Origin of the sequence: Actibacterium sp. EMB200-NS6, from assembly GCF_001305615.1 — a bacterium.
GTDB lineage: Bacteria > Pseudomonadota > Alphaproteobacteria > Rhodobacterales > Rhodobacteraceae > Actibacterium_A > Actibacterium_A naphthalenivorans.
Map to the genome: position 1 here is coordinate 1,018,606 of NZ_CP010869.1, position 14,605 is coordinate 1,033,210.

The following is a 14,605-nucleotide window of genomic DNA, read 5'->3' on the forward strand; positions in this document are numbered from 1 at the left end:
CCGGAACACTCGACAGGGGGCGCCAAAACTGGCATCTGTCGCAAGGCCGCCACGATACCGGTGCTGCCGGACCGACGTTTGAAATTGTGGAACGGCCCGATGTCCATCACACGACAATTCAGCAAGGGTGTGGCCTGGATGGCCGCTGGCAACTGGCTGGAGCAGGCGATCAATTTCATTGTCTTCGTGGTGCTGGCCCGGCTGCTGGGGGCAGAGGCGTTCGGACTTCTGGCGATGGCCACGGCCTTTGTCATCCTGTCGGAATTTCTGGTGCGCGAAACACTTTCGGAATTCCTGATCGCCACCCCCGATCCCGAGGATGCGCATTTCAACGCGGTGTTCTGGTCTCTGGCCGGGCTGGGCGGGGTTCTGGCGGCGCTTTTGCTGATCTTCGCGGGGCCGATCGCGGCGTTCTATGGCGCCGGGCAGGTGCGCGGGCTGATCGCCGCGCTGTCGCCCACCGTCGTGATGATCGCGCTGACGGCGGTGCCGGTGGCGCTGTTGCGCCGCGAGTTGCAGTTCAAGACCCTCTCGCTGCGGGCGATTTCCGGTGTCTTCGTCGGTGGGGTGGTGGGCATCGGCATGGCTGCCGCCGGCTTTGGCGTGTGGAGCCTGGCCGGGCAGAGGCTGGCCCAGGTGGCCACCAATATCCTGATGGCCTGGGGCGCGGTGCGCTGGCGGCCGGGGCTGTCAACCTCGCAGCGCCATCTGCGCGAGGTGATCGGCTTTGGCGGGCAGGTTCTGGGCCTGCGCGCGGCCGAGCTGGCACTGGCGCAATCGCCTTCGGTGATCATCGGCGCCACGCTCGGCCCCGCCGCGCTCGGCCTCTTCTCGATCGCCTGGCGGCTGGTGGAAATCGCGTCTTTCCTGATCGTCACGCCGCTGCGCATGGCGGCCCAGCCCGCCTTCGCGGCGATGACGCGGCAAGGGGCGCGGGCGGCGGATCTGCTGATCGATATTTCGCGCCTGTCGGGGCTGGCCGCGTTCCCTGCCTTTGCCGGGCTGGCGGTGCTGGCCGAACCGGTGCTGCATCTGTTCTTCGGCGCGAAATGGGTGCCGGCGGCACCGGCGCTTTCGGTGCTGGCGCTTGTGGGGCTGTATTTCTGCATCGAGAAGGTGCAGCAATCTTTTTGCCTGGCGGCGGGCCGGGCCGGGGCGATCACCGTGCTGGCCTGGGCCGAAGTCATCCTGGGCGCGGCGCTGATCTGGGTCGCCACGCGCTGGGGGCTCGTCGCGGTGGCGGCGGCCTTTGTGGTGCCGCGCTATCTGCTCTGGATTTTCCGGTTTCGGGTGGTGGCGTCGATCGGGGGGCTGCGGGTTCGGGATCTGGTGTCATGCCATCTGCGCCCGGCTTTCGCGGCGCTGGTGATGGCGGCGGGCGTTCTGGCGGTGGCCCGTGCCACGGAGGGTTTTGCCCCGGCGATCCCGCTTGCGGCGGGGTTTGTCACCGGGGTTCTGTTGTTTGCCGGCCTCACTTTTCTACTTATGCCCGACCGGGTGGCGCTGTTGAAAACCTATGTTGGAAATCCGCGCGAAAATTCCGCAAAAAAAGGCTAGTTTCGGTCGTCGGCGTTGGATGAGTTCATATTTGCAATGGTTTCACTTCGTATCTTGATGTTCACCACCTTCTATCCGCCGCATTCATTCGGGGGCGATGCGGTCGGGGTGCAGCGCATGGCGCGGGCGTTGGTGGCGCGGGGCCATGAGGTGACGGTGGTTTACGACTCGGATTCCTATTTCTCGCTCGGGGGAAAACCGCCGGCGGCGCTGCCCGAAGAGGATGGCGTCACCGCGATTCCGCTGAGCAGCCGGACCGGCGTTCTGTCGAACCTTCTGACACAACAGCTCGGCCGCCCGGTGGCGCATGGCAGGCGTATCCGCCAGATCGTGCAGGAGGGCGATTTCGATATCGTCTGGTACAACAACGCCTCGCTTGTCGGCGGGCCTGGCCTGCTGGACATCGGAGACGGGCTGAAGGTGTTCGAGGCGCATGAGCATTGGCTGGTCTGCCCGACCCATGTGCTTTGGCGCTATAACAAAGAGCTGTGCGACAAGCGCGAATGCCTGCGCTGCGTGCTGAGCTATCGGCGCCCGCCGCAGCTTTGGCGCGCGACCGGCTATCTCGACCGGATGCTGGACAATATCGACCTGCTGATCGCCAAAAGCGAATTCAGCCGCGACAAGCACCGCGAATTCGGCCTGCGCCAGGAGATGGAGGTGCTGCCCTATTTCCTGCCCGATCTCGATCTTGACAGCGCACCGCCCGCGGCCACGCATGACCGGCCCTATTTCCTGTTCGTCGGGCGGCTGGAAAAGATCAAGGGGCTACAGGATGTGTTCCCGGCGATGGACAGATATCCCGATGCCGATCTGCTGATCCTGGGCGATGGCGATTACGCGGACGAGCTGAAAAGGCTGGCGGCGGGCAATGACCGGATCAGGTTCCTGGGCCGCAAGCCGCTGGACGAGTTGACCGCCTATTACCGGGGCGCACTTGGCCTGATCGTGCCGTCGGTTTGCTATGAGACCTTCGGAATTATCCTGATCGAGAGCTTCCGGCTGGGCACGCCGGTGATTGCCCGGCGGCTGGGACCCTTCCCCGAGATTGTCGAGGCGGCGCAGGGCGGGGTGCTGTTCGAGACCGAGGATGAGCTGATCGCCGCGATGCGCGGGCTGCAGGATGACCCCGCGCATCGCGACGCGCAGGCCCGTGCCGCGCGCGGCGCCTTTGATCGGGTGTGGCGCGAAGACCGGGTGCTGGCCTCTTTCGGGGCGGCGCTGGCGCGCGCGGCGCATCGCAAGGGCGACGCCCGGCTGGCCAAGGCGCTGGAGGGCGGCGCGTTCGAAAACGGCGCGGCGGCCTGATCAGGGCGCCGGTCAGAAGGCGACGCGCTGCACGAACCAGAACGCGCCCACCGCCGCGATCGCGCTCGAGCCGGGGATGACCACGCGCTGCCGGTACCAGGGTTTGTTCCCGAACCACAGGCCGACCAGCAGGAAACCCGCGGCGATGACCGCCAGCTGGCCGATCTCGACGCCGATGTTGAAGCTGAGCAGGGCGGGGACGAATTCACCATCGGGGATGTTGAATTGTTTCAGGACGCCGGCAAAACCCAACCCGTGCAACAGGCCGAACATGAACACGACAACCGGGCGCCAGGGGCTGAGCACCTCATGCAGGATATTCTCTACCGCGACATAGACAATGGAGGCGGCGATCAGGGGCTCGACGATCAGGGCGGGCACGTCGATGAGGCCGAGCGTTCCAAGCCCCAGCGTAACCGTATGTGCAAGGGTGAAGGCCGTGACCTGCGCCAGGATCGGGCGCAGCTTGATCGACAGAAGAAAGATGCCAAGCACGAACAGAATGTGATCCAGCCCCTTGGGAATGATATGCTGAAAGCCGATCACCATGAAGTCGGTGATCATGTCCACCATGGAGCGTGCCTTGAGATCGTCGATGACCAGCGGGGTGCTTGTCTCGCCGTTTTCGATGATTTCGATGTGCGAACTTCGGGCGCGCGCGCTGATCGTGCGCAGTGCCACAGTGCCGAAGGCCCCGTCCCATCCAAAGGTGAAAACCTTGGCGCCCGGGGGAAGCGCGCCGTTCAGCAAGACCGAAGAGGCCCGCGCAACGGACAGATCGCCCACATCCCGGAAGGTGTCGGTCTGTACCGTCACCTCGGCGGGTTCGCCATCGAGCTCGATCCTGAGGCCCGCGATGAATTCCGGCAGGAAGGCCTTAAACTCTTTCTGCAATTGCTCGGGCGGCAGCCGCCGCAACCGGTCGTATTCCTTGGCATTCGGACTGTCGGACGTGTCGGTCACGCCCGGGTCGATCCCGGCCAGAATAGCTTCGAGATTGAGGTTGAGCCGTAAGGCAAAGGACGTGGCATCGCGGTTGAAGAAGACAATCGCTTCCGAGCTCTGGAACACATGGGCCCGCACGGCGGTGCCAGCAAAGCCCAGGCACAGGTTCAGCGCGATAAACAGAAGGGCGACCTTCAGGCGCAACCCTGAAAGGTGGGGGCATCTGTCACGACAGGGAAGGGGAGAGCGCCATAGCGAAATGAGGGCGGTCTGATACATGGGAATCACCACGGAAATAAAATGGCTCTAACGGTCGGGAATGGGAACTATTCATATAGCTACAGGATTCCCTTCGAAATGTTCAGAAAATTGTTGCGATTGCACGTGGTCGGGCTGAACGCCGCATCCAGGGCTACCCGCCGCGGGAAAAGCTATCGGGCTTCGGCCCCGATGCGATGGGCGTTGGCCATGACGCTGAAGGTGATCGTGGTGGCCGGGATCGACGGCAGGACAGAGGCGTCCACGATGTGAACGCGGCGCAGGCCATGCGGGCGGCCCAGCCTGTCGGACTGGCCCGGTGCGGGGGTTGCGGCCATGGGCACTGTGCCGCCCACATGAAAGCTCGATCCCGGCGCGCCGGGCCGCGCGGCAAAGCCGAGTGCCACCAGCCCGGCCTGCGCCATGGCGCGCGACAGTTTCCTTTTGGCGGCGTCCAGAACACGCCCGGTGTCCGGGTTGACCTCGACCCGCGCGTTCAGGCGGCCATCTGCGGCAAGGCGGAGCCCGATGCGCGCGGAATGGTCTGAATGCAGGAACATCTGTGCCACGATCAGACGGCGCGACATTGCCATGAGCAGCGGCGCGGAGCCGGGAAGCCTGGCGCCGTAGTTTTGCAGCAGGTCGCGGGCATAATGTTCGTTCCATGTATAGAACTGAGCGTGAACCAGCCTGTCTGACACGTCTGGATGTTCGATTTCTGCAAAAAGCTGGGGCAGCGTATGATGCGGCGGACGGTCCGGGCGCAGCTTTGTGCGCCAGCGGTGCAGCAGCGGCAGGAAGGCATGCTGGCTGTCTTTCAGGATCAGCTCTCGCGGCGTGCCGGGGGCAGAGGCCAGCATCAGCCGCGCGGTTTCCAGCACACCGGCGCCGATGAAAACCCGGGTGCCGGTCACGGTGCGGCCATCGGCAAGGGCCAGTGTCACCCCGTCTTCGGTTTCCGAAAACCCGGCCACGAGCGCGCCGGGGCGATAGGTGAACCGGGGGTGGGCTTTCAACGTCTCGAGGGTCTTGCGCGCCGAATAGATATGGCCCCAGGGGCAGCCGTGCAAGCACATGCCGCAGCGGATGCAACCCGCCTCGACCGCCTGACGCGCGGCGCCGGTGTGAACCCCCATGGCGCGCAGCCTGTCGCGTTTCGCATCCAGCCGGGCCAACAGCGCCTCTGCCTGCGGCGGTGGCGGGATCTGGGTGGCGCCCGGGGCCAGATAGCCGGGCAGCAGATTGTCCAGCGCATCCTCACGCCCGGCGATCGGCATGAACCCGGCCACGGCGCGGTAATGCGGGGCAAGCTCCTCTGCCGTGACCGGCCAGTCAGCGATATCGTGCTGCCGGTAGGGCAGCACCGCGGCGCCCCAGAGGTTCGACAGCCCGCCCACCGCACGCGAGGCGCGCAGGGCAAAACCGTCGCACCCTTCGGCCAGCGTATCGGCGGCGGCCTCTTGCGCGAAGTCGGAGCCATAGCGGCGGGTCTGCCCCTCGGGCGCGGCGAATTGCGGTGCCTGATAGGCGGCCCGCTCGGGCTGTGACCAGTCTTCGGGCGCGCGGGCGGCCAGCGCGTCGCGGCGGGCGATGGCCTCGGGCTCCGGCAGCTTGCCGCCGTCCAGCAGCGTCACGCTGCGGCCCCGCGCCAGCAGGGCCGTGGCGGTGGCGATGCCCGAGGGGCCGGAACCGATGATCAGATCGGTCATGTCAGCCGCGCCGGAACACCAGCACCGCGCCATCGCCCAGCGTGCCCGGGAAACGGTGCAGAAGGGTCAGCGCGCCCTCGCTGTCGGCATCCAGATCGGGGAAGGCACGGAAGGTGCGGGCGGGGAAGGCGATGACCACAAGCGCGGGGCCGGGTTGCGCCATGGCGGCGGCATAGTCGGCGTTGCCGGTCAGCGGCACCCAGTCTGCGCCGAAATGTCCGGTGAAGGCGGGCGCGACCACGCCGACCACATAGACCTGTTCGCCCGGTTTGCGGCTGGCCTCGACCAGATCGAAGGCGCCGGCGAGGTTCTGTTTCGGCGCGCTATAGTTGCGGGCGGCCAGCCCGGCCGAGACCACGATCATCAGCGCGGCGGCGATGGTGAAAAGCCGCTGCGCCGAAAGCCGCGGGACGGAAAGCGCGCCCAGCCCCGTGCAGACCGCCCGCACGCCCAGCACGATCAGCAGCATCAGGAAACCGATGTCGGCAAAGAAGAAGCGCGGCCAGATGCGCATGCCAAGCGCCGAGAGCAGCGCCATGGTCAGCACGATATGCAGCAGCACGAGCGGTGCGAACAGCGGGGCGCTGCGGTGGGTCTGTCCCCCGCCCAGCACGGCCAGCCCGATCATGCCAAGCGCCACCAGCCCGATCACGGGGCCGGCGGAGCCGACGGCAGAGCGCACGGCTTCGTAGATCGTCCAGAGCGGGTTCTGGTATTCCTGCATCACATCCACGGCAGAGGTGCCCGCGACGCCGCCGACGGTTTGCAGCAGGCTGGGCAGGAGGGGCGCATAGAGGGCGATGGTCAGCGCCGCGCCGAGGCCGTAGCCCAGCAGCGGCAGCAGCAGCTTCGGGCGGGCCAGCCTGCCGCGCGCCGCATCCCACAGCACGACGGCCAGCCAGACAAGCCCCTGCGCGGCGAACAGGAACGCGCCCGTCAGATGGGTGAATACCGCCGCCGCCAGCACCACGGCATAGCCCAGCCACAGGCCCCGCGCCGGGGTTTTCATGCCGCGCAGGAACAGGATCATGCCAAGCGCGCTCCAGAACGCCAGCTCGGTATAGCCGCGGGCGTTTTGCGAAAACCAGATGTGGTGATAGGAGATCGCCAGCAGCAGGCCGGTCAGATGGGCCGCGGCGGCGCCCGCGATATCGCGGGCCAGCCACCAGATGGCGGCGATGGCGCCGAGGCCGAAGACAAGCGCGGGCAGGCGGATCGCCCAGATGGCCTCACCGAACGCCGCCACCGCCAGCTTCGACTGGAGATCGAAGAAATAGTGGTGGTTCATCGAATAACCCTGCATCATCTGCCCCCAGGGCAGGCGCAGGTGGGTTTCGACTGTCAGGATTTCATCATACCACAGCGGCGCGTTCAGCCCCCACAGCCGCAGCGCCAGCGCCAGCAGCAGGATGGCGCCCAGCCACAGATAGTCGCGCGTCGCGCCCATGTCACACCTGCTTTACGGCGCGCACCAGCACCAGCATTTCGTAGTTGGGGTCATGCACATCCAGCTCTGCCTGGTCGATCTCGCCCGCGCCCAGCCCGTGCAGGTTGCAGATGCAGGTGAAGATGTTGCCGACGGTCGAGACCTCGGTCTTTTCGCGCCCGAACACATCGCCGAACAGGCGGCGCTTGGATTGGGTGGTGAAATGCCAGTATTCGCCCCAGTCATCCACGCCTTCGCGCCGGGCGACCCGTGTCATGCCGTGCGAGGTGCACAGAACCACGCCGCCCGGCTTCAGGATGCGGTGCAGGGTGGCGATGGCCTTGTCGACCTCGTAGATCATCTGAAGCGTCTGGGTGATGATGATGCAATCGAACGTATCGTCGGGGATATGCGGCGCGTCTGTCAGATCGGCCACGATGGTGGCATGGGGGTTGCCCTCGACATAGTTCAGCACATCGGCCTGCGTGACCTTGTCGCCGCCGAATTTGTTGATATAGGCCGGGTCGCCCATTTCCAGGCAGCGGCCTTTCACGTCGGCGGCGTGTTTCTCGAGGAACTGTTCGATATAGTAGCGCTCGATCGTCAGCAGATCACGGTCCTGCCCGAAGATGGTGCTGATCGGCGACAGGCGGCGCAGCCCGCCGAAATCGACCTTGCCCACCGGCACCGATTGCAGCTTGTACAGGCGTTGTTGTTTGCGCACCCATTTGCGCAGGTCTTCGGGCAGCAGAACCGTGGCGGTATCGCGAACCAGCTTTTCTATCCGTGCAAGCGGCGTCATCGGCGGAAATCCTTGCTGGGGGCTCAGTTAAGGCCGGTGGCCTGCTTTTCGGCGATGATATCGTCAATGATCTGCGCCAGCGTGCGCATCGGGCGAAAGCCCACCGCCTTTTCCAGCTTCGAGACATCGGGGAGGCGGCGGTTCATATCCTCGAACCCTTCGGGATAGACGTCCGAATAGGGAATGAGCTGGATTTCCGAGGCAGAGCCGGTGGCGGCGATCACCTGTTCGGCCAGCGATCTGATCGTCACCTCCTGATCGGTGCCGATGTTGTAGACCTGGCCGAAAGCCTCGGGCGTGGCCATCAGGCGCATCAGCGCCTCGACCACGTCGTACACATGGCCGAAACAGCGCGATTGCTCGCCCGAGCCATGCACCATCAGCGGTTTGCCGGCCAGCGCGTTCTGCACGAAATTGGGCAGCACCATGCCGTAGCGCCCGGTCTGGCGCGGGCCGGTGGTGTTGAAGAAGCGCAGCACCACGACGGGCAGCGCGGCTTCGCGGGCATAGGCCAGCGCCAGAAACTCATCCAGCGTCTTGGCGCAGGCATAGGACCAGCGCAGGTTCTTGGTGGCGCCGATGGTCAGGTCGTCATCTTCGCTGAACGGAAACTTGGTGGCCTTGCCATAGACTTCGGAGGTCGAGGCGACGAAGGTCGGTTTCTTGTCCTTCAGCGCGGCGTGCAGCACGTTTTCGGTGCCGCCCACATTGGTCAGGATCGAGCGGCTGGGCTCTTCCATGATCAGTTTCACGCCGACTGCGGCGGCCAGGTGAAAGACAACGTCGGCGGCATCCACATGGGTCTGCACCAGGTCGCGATCCAGGATGGTGCCTTCGACGAAGGTAAAATCAGGGCTGTCGGAGATCGCCGCCAGATTTTCCAGCCGTCCGGTCGAAAGATCGTCAAGCGCGGTGACGCTGTGACCCCCGGAAACAAGACGTTCGGCCAGATGGGACCCGATGAAACCGGCCCCGCCCGTAATCAGAATATGCATCTTCCCTCGCACGCAAAACTTGGCACCAAAATACTGCTCCGGCTTATATCATGCTGCAACATGGCGGACTACCGGCCTGTTGTGAAAGAGTTTCCGGGCAGGCCGAATGTGGCTATCGTGCCGGCGCCGCCAGAAGAGGAGATCACATGCCGCAGTCGATGCAGGAATGGAGCGCGCCGCTGGCCGCACGGAAGGTGGCCGTGACCGGGGCCAGCGGGTTCATCGGGCGGCGGCTGGTGCGGGCGCTGTGCGCGGCGGGCGCGGATGTGACCGCGCTGATGCGCAGCCGGCACGAGGCGCAGACGATGGAGCGGATGGGCGCGCGCGTTGTGCTGGCCGGGCTGGTGCCGGGGCGGGCGCTTGATGCGGCGCTGACGGGGCAGGAGATTGTGTTCAACCTGGCCTATGATGTGCGGGTCGGCGGGGCCGAGAACCTGGCCGCGTTCGACGCGCTGCTGGCAGCGGCGGCGCGGGCCGGCGCGGGCCGGATCGTGCATGCCAGTTCCGCGGTGGTCTATGACGATTGGCCGGCCGGGCGGCTGGATGAGGAAGCGCCGATAGGTGCGCCGGGCGGTGGCGGCTACCGGCAGGCGAAAATAGCCATGGAAAACAGGTTGATGGAGGCCGGGTTCGAGGCCGCGATCCTGCAGCCGACGATTGTTTACGGCCCCGGCAGCGCGCTTTGGACAGACGCGCCGATGGCCGCGCTGCGCCAAGGGCCGGTTGTTCTGCCCGATCCCGTGGGCCAGTGCCCGGCGGTGTTTGTGGATGATGTGGTGCAGGCCGCCCTGCGTGCCGGTGCCGCGCCCGATCTGGGGCGCGAGCGGTTTCTGATCACCGGCGCCGATCAGCCCGGCTGGGACGCGTTTTTTCGCGGATATGCCGGCGTGCTGGGGCAGGGCGAGGTGGTTCTGAAGCCGCTTGCGGAGCTTGAGGCCCGCCTTGGCCCGCCGCCAGCGCCCAGCCCTGAAACCGCCTCTGAAACCGCCCCGCCGCTGGCCGCCCGCGTCAGCGCACGGCTGCGCCGGATGCTCGGGCGGCGGCGGTTCGAGGCGCTCATGACCCGCGCCCGCGCGCTGCGACCCGCCCGCGGGCCGGTCTATCCGAATCGTGCCCTGCTCGCGCTTTACGCGGCGCGCCCCGCGATCGAGATCCGGCGCGCGGAGGCCCGGCTGGGCTATGTTCCGGAATTTTCGTTCCAAAACGGATTGGCCGCAATTCAAGAGCAATTGCGCGAAACGGGGTGAATTAGCCACCAATTGCCGCTGCGGAAGGGTACAATAAGCCCTGCGGGCAAAACTCCCTGCTGATTCCCTTTGTCCTGTGTTAATTCGATTTCGACAGTTGTGATTTCCAGTGAGGTTCGATTGATGAGCAGTAATTTTTCGCATTTCGCCACGCTCAAGGACGGTATCGCGGGCAAGGACGCCAGGGTTCTGACGGTTGGTCTGGGCTATGTCGGGCTTCCGATGGCGCTGACCGTGCATGAGGTCGGGTTTGATACCACGGGCCTTGATATCAATGCCGAGCGTGTGGCGCGCATCAACGCGGGCGAGCAGGTGATTTCCTATTTCGCCGAAAATCGTATCGACGACGCGGTCAAAAGCGGAAAGTTCCGCGCCACGTCCGAGGCGTCGGCGATTGCCGGGGCCGACATCATTCTGATCTGCGTCCCCACGCCGCTGACCGCCGCGCGTGAGCCAGACATGAGATATGTCATCAGCGCCGCCGAAACGATTGCCGACTGGCTGCGCCCCGGGCAGCTCGTGGTGCTGGAAAGCACCGTTTGGCCGGGGGCGACCGCGAATGTGCTGCAGCCGATCCTGGAGCGGGGCGGGCTGCGCGCCGGTTCCGACTTCTTCCTTGGCTTCTCACCCGAGCGCGAGGATCCGGGCAACGCCTCGCACACCACGCGGACCATCCCGAAGGTTGTGGGCGCTGACGACAAGCAATCGCGCGATCTGCTCGAGATGTTCTATTCCACCATCGTCACCCAGGCGGTTCCGGTCAGTTCTTCGGCAACGGCCGAGGCGGTGAAGCTTGCGGAAAACAGCTTTCGCACGGTCAACATCGCGCTGGTCAACGAGATGAAGGTGGCGATGGATGCGATGGGCGTGGATGTGTGGGAGGTGGTGAAGGCCGCGGCGACCAAGCCGTTCGGCTACATGCCCTTCTACCCCGGCCCCGGCATCGGCGGCGACTGCATCCCGGTGTCACCTGTCTATCTGTCCTGGCGGGCGCGCGATGTAGGGTCGGAGACGCCGATCATCGATCTGGCCCGGTTCAACAACGAAGGCGCGCCAGAGGCGCTGGCCACCCGCATCCGCACCGACCTGTCGCGCCATGACGGGGTGGATGTGAACGGGGCGCGGATCCTGATCCTGGGGATCGCCTACAAGAAAGACGTGGAAGACACCCGCGAAAGCCCGGCGCTGGCCCTGCTGAAAAAGCTGGAGCAGATGGGGGCGGACGTCGATTATCACGACCCGTTCTTCCCGGTCATGCCGCTGACGCGCGACCACCCGGATCTGGCCAACCGCCTGTCGGTGCCGCTGGATGCCGGCACGCTGGAAGGGTACGATGCCGTCATCGTGACGACGGATCACACGGCGGTGGATTACGGGCTTGTCGCAGCCGCGTCGAAGCGGGTGTTCGACACGCGCAACGCCTTCGACGGGCGCGGTATCGCGATCGACCGGGCCCGCCTGATCAAGATCTGACTAATGCGTGGCGTCTGGCTCAGGCGAGCCAGGCGCTGAAATCCCGGCCGAGCAGGGTTTCGAGTTGGCGGATATCGCCCTCAAGCCGCTGCTGCAGGATGGCGCGGGCCTTGTCGGGCATCGTATCGTCGCGCTTGAGGTTCAACCGGGCCAGCCTGTCGCGGATGCGCAGCCGCCGTTCCTTGGGCACGACATATCCGATGGCCTTGGTCACCGGGTTCGGCTTCATCAGAAAATCCTGAAACAGCGTGTTCTTGGGCACCCCGCCGGCATTCGGTTTGCGCGACATGTCGGGGGCAAAGCCGGGGTCGGCGCCGATGAAGGTGAAGATGTCCGACAGAACCGAGGCGGGATCGGCCTGAAACTCTTCGTAGCTGCGGATCAGGAATTGTTCGCGCGGGAACAGCGCGAAGAAACGGCCGAGCTGCTCGGCGTAGCGCGGAAAGCGCGAATAGCCGAACAGGGGCTGCCAGCCCGCGGCAAGCCGCTCTTCCTCGAGCATCAGGGCGGCGGTGAAATCGGGCTCGGGCTCGATCCGCTCTTTGGTGGCATAGAGGAAGTGCGAAAACGCCTGCTCCACGGGGTTGCGCAGAATCGCGATCATGCGGGCCTGCGGCAGGCGTTTCCGAATCCGCGCGGGGGCCTCGGGCGCATAGAGGTAGAGCGGCGAGGCCTCGCCACGAATCGTGCCGGGGCGCGCGGCGGCGAAAAGGGCGTGATAGTCGGCGATTCGGGTTACTGAATTGTTGATGAAATCGGCGCCGGGCCCTTCGCAGGCCAGCGTTTCACCCTCGAACGCGAAGAAATTCGGCTCTTTCGTCTTCGGCATGAAGACCTGGGGGTGCTGGGACAGATAGGAATACAGCGCCGTGGTGCCTGCGCGCGCCGCGCCGATGACCAGGAAGTCTGGTAAATTACTCATTCAAAACCTCAAAACCCGTCCTTCTTTGGCTTACGATAACGCTTCGCGCCGGTTAAGGAAGAACCAGAAAACTGTGGCGTTGATGTGGTAAAGACACAGTGCCGCGAGGCCCGGCGGCGGATTTCGGCACTGCCGACGTTTCCCCGACGTCATTCTCCGCGATCCGCGCGCGCGGTCGAATCGTAGAACCCCTAGATTTTTCATCCGTTTCCGGTTTCAATGATGCCGAGGTGCCGGGTCTTGGCGCCAAAATTGTTTAATTTGACGGATTGGTTCCAAAGTCGCGACGGCATTTTGTTTTGTTGTCATACTTATCCAAGATGCTTTCGTGGAACTCGGGAAATCGGCTATAAATCGCCGTGAGTGGGGTTATTGGGTTAATTCTTGGGGAATGTAAGCGGTAGTCATGGAAAATAGTGATATCCCGGTCGTCGTTATTGGTGGTGGACCTGCTGGTCTGACTGCGGCCTATGAACTTCAGAAACGCAGCAGCGACCATCGGCCGATCGTTTTCGAAGCGTCCGACATGGTTGGCGGCATCGCCCGAACCGAAAGCCACAACGGCTATCGGTTCGACATCGGCGGGCACCGGTTCTTTACCAAGGTGCAGGAAGTCGAGGACATGTGGCACGAGGTGATGGGGGATGATTTCATCACCGTGCCCCGCCAGAGCCGCATCTATTACAAAGAGAAATTCTTCGACTATCCGCTGAAGCTGTTCAACGCGCTGATCAACATCGGCCCGTATGAGGCGGCGCGGATCGTCGTCAGCTATATCAAGTGGCAGGTGCGCCCCTACCGCGACGAGCAAAGCTTCGAGGAATGGGTCATCAACCGCTTCGGCGGCCGGCTGTACATGCATTTCTTCCGCAGCTACACCGAAAAGGTGTGGGGCATCCCGCCCACTGAAATCCGGGCCGACTGGGCCGCGCAGCGGATCAAGAACCTGTCGCTGTTCAAGGCGGTCTGGAACGCGCTGTCGGGCGCCAATGACACGGCCAGCCTGATCGAGGAATTTCAGTACCCGCGCCTCGGCCCCGGCATGATGTGGGAAAAGGTTCGCGACGACGTCCGCGAAAAAGGTGGCGATGTTGTCATGCAGTCCGAGGTCGTGGGCGTGAACCTTGACGGGAACCGCGTCACCTCGATCGACGTCAAGCACTGGACGGACGATGGCGCGCCCGCCACCACGGAAACCGTGGAAGCGGAGCATTTCATCAACTCGATGGCGATCAAGGATCTGATCCACGCCTTCAACCCGCCGCCGCCGCCCGAGGTGATCGCCGCCGCCGAGCGCCTGAAATACCGCGATTTCCTGATCGTGACCCTGGTGCTGGACCATGCCGATCCGTTCCCGGACAACTGGATCTACATCCATAGCCCGAAGGTGAAGGTCGGCCGTATTCAGAACTTCCGCGCCTGGTCGCCGGAAATGCTGCCCAACCCCGATACCGCCTCGATCGGGATGGAGTATTTCTGCCAGAAGGGCGACGGGCTGTGGAACATGAGCGACGAAGAGCTTCGCGCCCTTGCCTCGAAAGAGCTGGAAGAGCTGGCCCTTGCCAAGGCGAGCGACGTGATCGACGCCGCCATCATCCGCCAGCCCAAGGCCTATCCGGTCTATGACGGCGAATACAAGGAAGCGCTCGACACGATCGAGGCATGGCTGCGCACGCTGGAAAACTTCCAGACGGTGGGCCGGAACGGCCTGCACCGCTACAACAACCAGGACCATTCCATGCTGTCGGCGATGCTGGCCGCGCGGAACGTGCTGGGCGAAGAGCATGACGTCTGGAACGTCAACGTCGAGCGTTCGTATCACGAAGAGTTCGAGGTTTCCAAAAAGCCCGCGACGGCCAAGATGGTTGCCGCCGAATAAGGAAGCCGCGCTTCAAGCGCTTCGGAAATCCGCCCGCGCAGGTAGCCCCTGCGCGGGCGGTTTCGTTTTCTTGTGTGGCGCGAA

At 64.5% G+C, this 14,605-nt stretch carries 11 protein-coding genes; 5 read left to right on the forward strand and 6 right to left on the reverse strand.

Annotated features, from left to right (window positions below):
• The first annotated feature begins 99 nt into the window (after window positions 1-99).
• Window positions 100-1,557 carry a lipopolysaccharide biosynthesis protein gene (locus tag TQ29_RS05075; RefSeq protein WP_054538274.1) on the forward strand — a complete coding sequence of 486 codons (1,458 nt, stop codon included), beginning with the start codon at window positions 100-102 and terminating at the stop codon, window positions 1,555-1,557.
• 36 nt (window positions 1,558-1,593) lie between these two features.
• Window positions 1,594-2,865 (forward strand): glycosyltransferase family 4 protein, encoded by a 1,272-nt coding sequence (locus tag TQ29_RS05080; RefSeq protein ID WP_054538275.1) that lies wholly within the window; start codon window positions 1,594-1,596, stop codon window positions 2,863-2,865.
• 12 nt (window positions 2,866-2,877) lie between these two features.
• Here TQ29_RS05080 and TQ29_RS05085 read toward each other — a convergent pair whose 3' ends face one another.
• The 5 genes from TQ29_RS05085 to TQ29_RS05105 all read right to left on the reverse strand — a co-directional run bounded on the left by TQ29_RS05085 (window position 2,878) and on the right by TQ29_RS05105 (window position 9,000).
• Window positions 2,878-4,089 carry a HupE/UreJ family protein gene (locus TQ29_RS05085; RefSeq protein ID WP_082386532.1) on the reverse strand — a complete coding sequence of 404 codons (1,212 nt, stop codon included), beginning with the start codon at window positions 4,087-4,089 and terminating at the stop codon, window positions 2,878-2,880.
• A gap of 152 nt (window positions 4,090-4,241) precedes the next feature.
• Complete coding sequence (locus TQ29_RS05090; protein WP_054538277.1) at window positions 4,242-5,777, reverse strand: GMC oxidoreductase; 1,536 nt, start codon at window positions 5,775-5,777, stop codon at window positions 4,242-4,244.
• Window position 5,778: 1 nt separating this feature from the next.
• Window positions 5,779-7,224: a glycosyltransferase family 39 protein gene (locus TQ29_RS05095; protein WP_054538278.1), complete on the reverse strand. Its 1,446-nt coding sequence runs from the start codon at window positions 7,222-7,224 to the stop codon at window positions 5,779-5,781.
• A gap of 1 nt (window position 7,225) precedes the next feature.
• Window positions 7,226-8,005, reverse strand: a complete 780-nt coding sequence (locus tag TQ29_RS05100; RefSeq protein ID WP_054538279.1) for a methyltransferase domain-containing protein — start codon at window positions 8,003-8,005, stop codon at window positions 7,226-7,228.
• 23 nt (window positions 8,006-8,028) lie between these two features.
• Window positions 8,029-9,000 carry an NAD(P)-dependent oxidoreductase gene (locus tag TQ29_RS05105; protein WP_054538280.1) on the reverse strand — a complete coding sequence of 324 codons (972 nt, stop codon included), beginning with the start codon at window positions 8,998-9,000 and terminating at the stop codon, window positions 8,029-8,031.
• A gap of 146 nt (window positions 9,001-9,146) precedes the next feature.
• Here TQ29_RS05105 and TQ29_RS05110 point away from each other — a divergent pair, with 146 nt between their 5' ends.
• Window positions 9,147-10,247, forward strand: a complete 1,101-nt coding sequence (locus TQ29_RS05110; RefSeq protein ID WP_054538281.1) for an NAD(P)-dependent oxidoreductase — start codon at window positions 9,147-9,149, stop codon at window positions 10,245-10,247.
• 123 nt (window positions 10,248-10,370) lie between these two features.
• Window positions 10,371-11,720, forward strand: coding sequence for a nucleotide sugar dehydrogenase (locus tag TQ29_RS05115; protein WP_054538282.1), 1,350 nt, complete (start codon window positions 10,371-10,373; stop codon window positions 11,718-11,720).
• 19 nt (window positions 11,721-11,739) lie between these two features.
• Here TQ29_RS05115 and TQ29_RS05120 read toward each other — a convergent pair whose 3' ends face one another.
• On the reverse strand, window positions 11,740-12,642 hold the full coding sequence (locus TQ29_RS05120; protein ID WP_054538283.1) for a sulfotransferase: 903 nt from the start codon (window positions 12,640-12,642) through the stop codon (window positions 11,740-11,742).
• A gap of 406 nt (window positions 12,643-13,048) precedes the next feature.
• Here TQ29_RS05120 and TQ29_RS05125 point away from each other — a divergent pair, with 406 nt between their 5' ends.
• The gene (locus TQ29_RS05125; protein ID WP_054538284.1) at window positions 13,049-14,521 is read left to right on the forward strand and encodes an NAD(P)/FAD-dependent oxidoreductase; all 1,473 of its coding nucleotides are present in this window, start codon (window positions 13,049-13,051) and stop codon (window positions 14,519-14,521) included.
• Window positions 14,522-14,605: the final 84 nt, after the last annotated feature.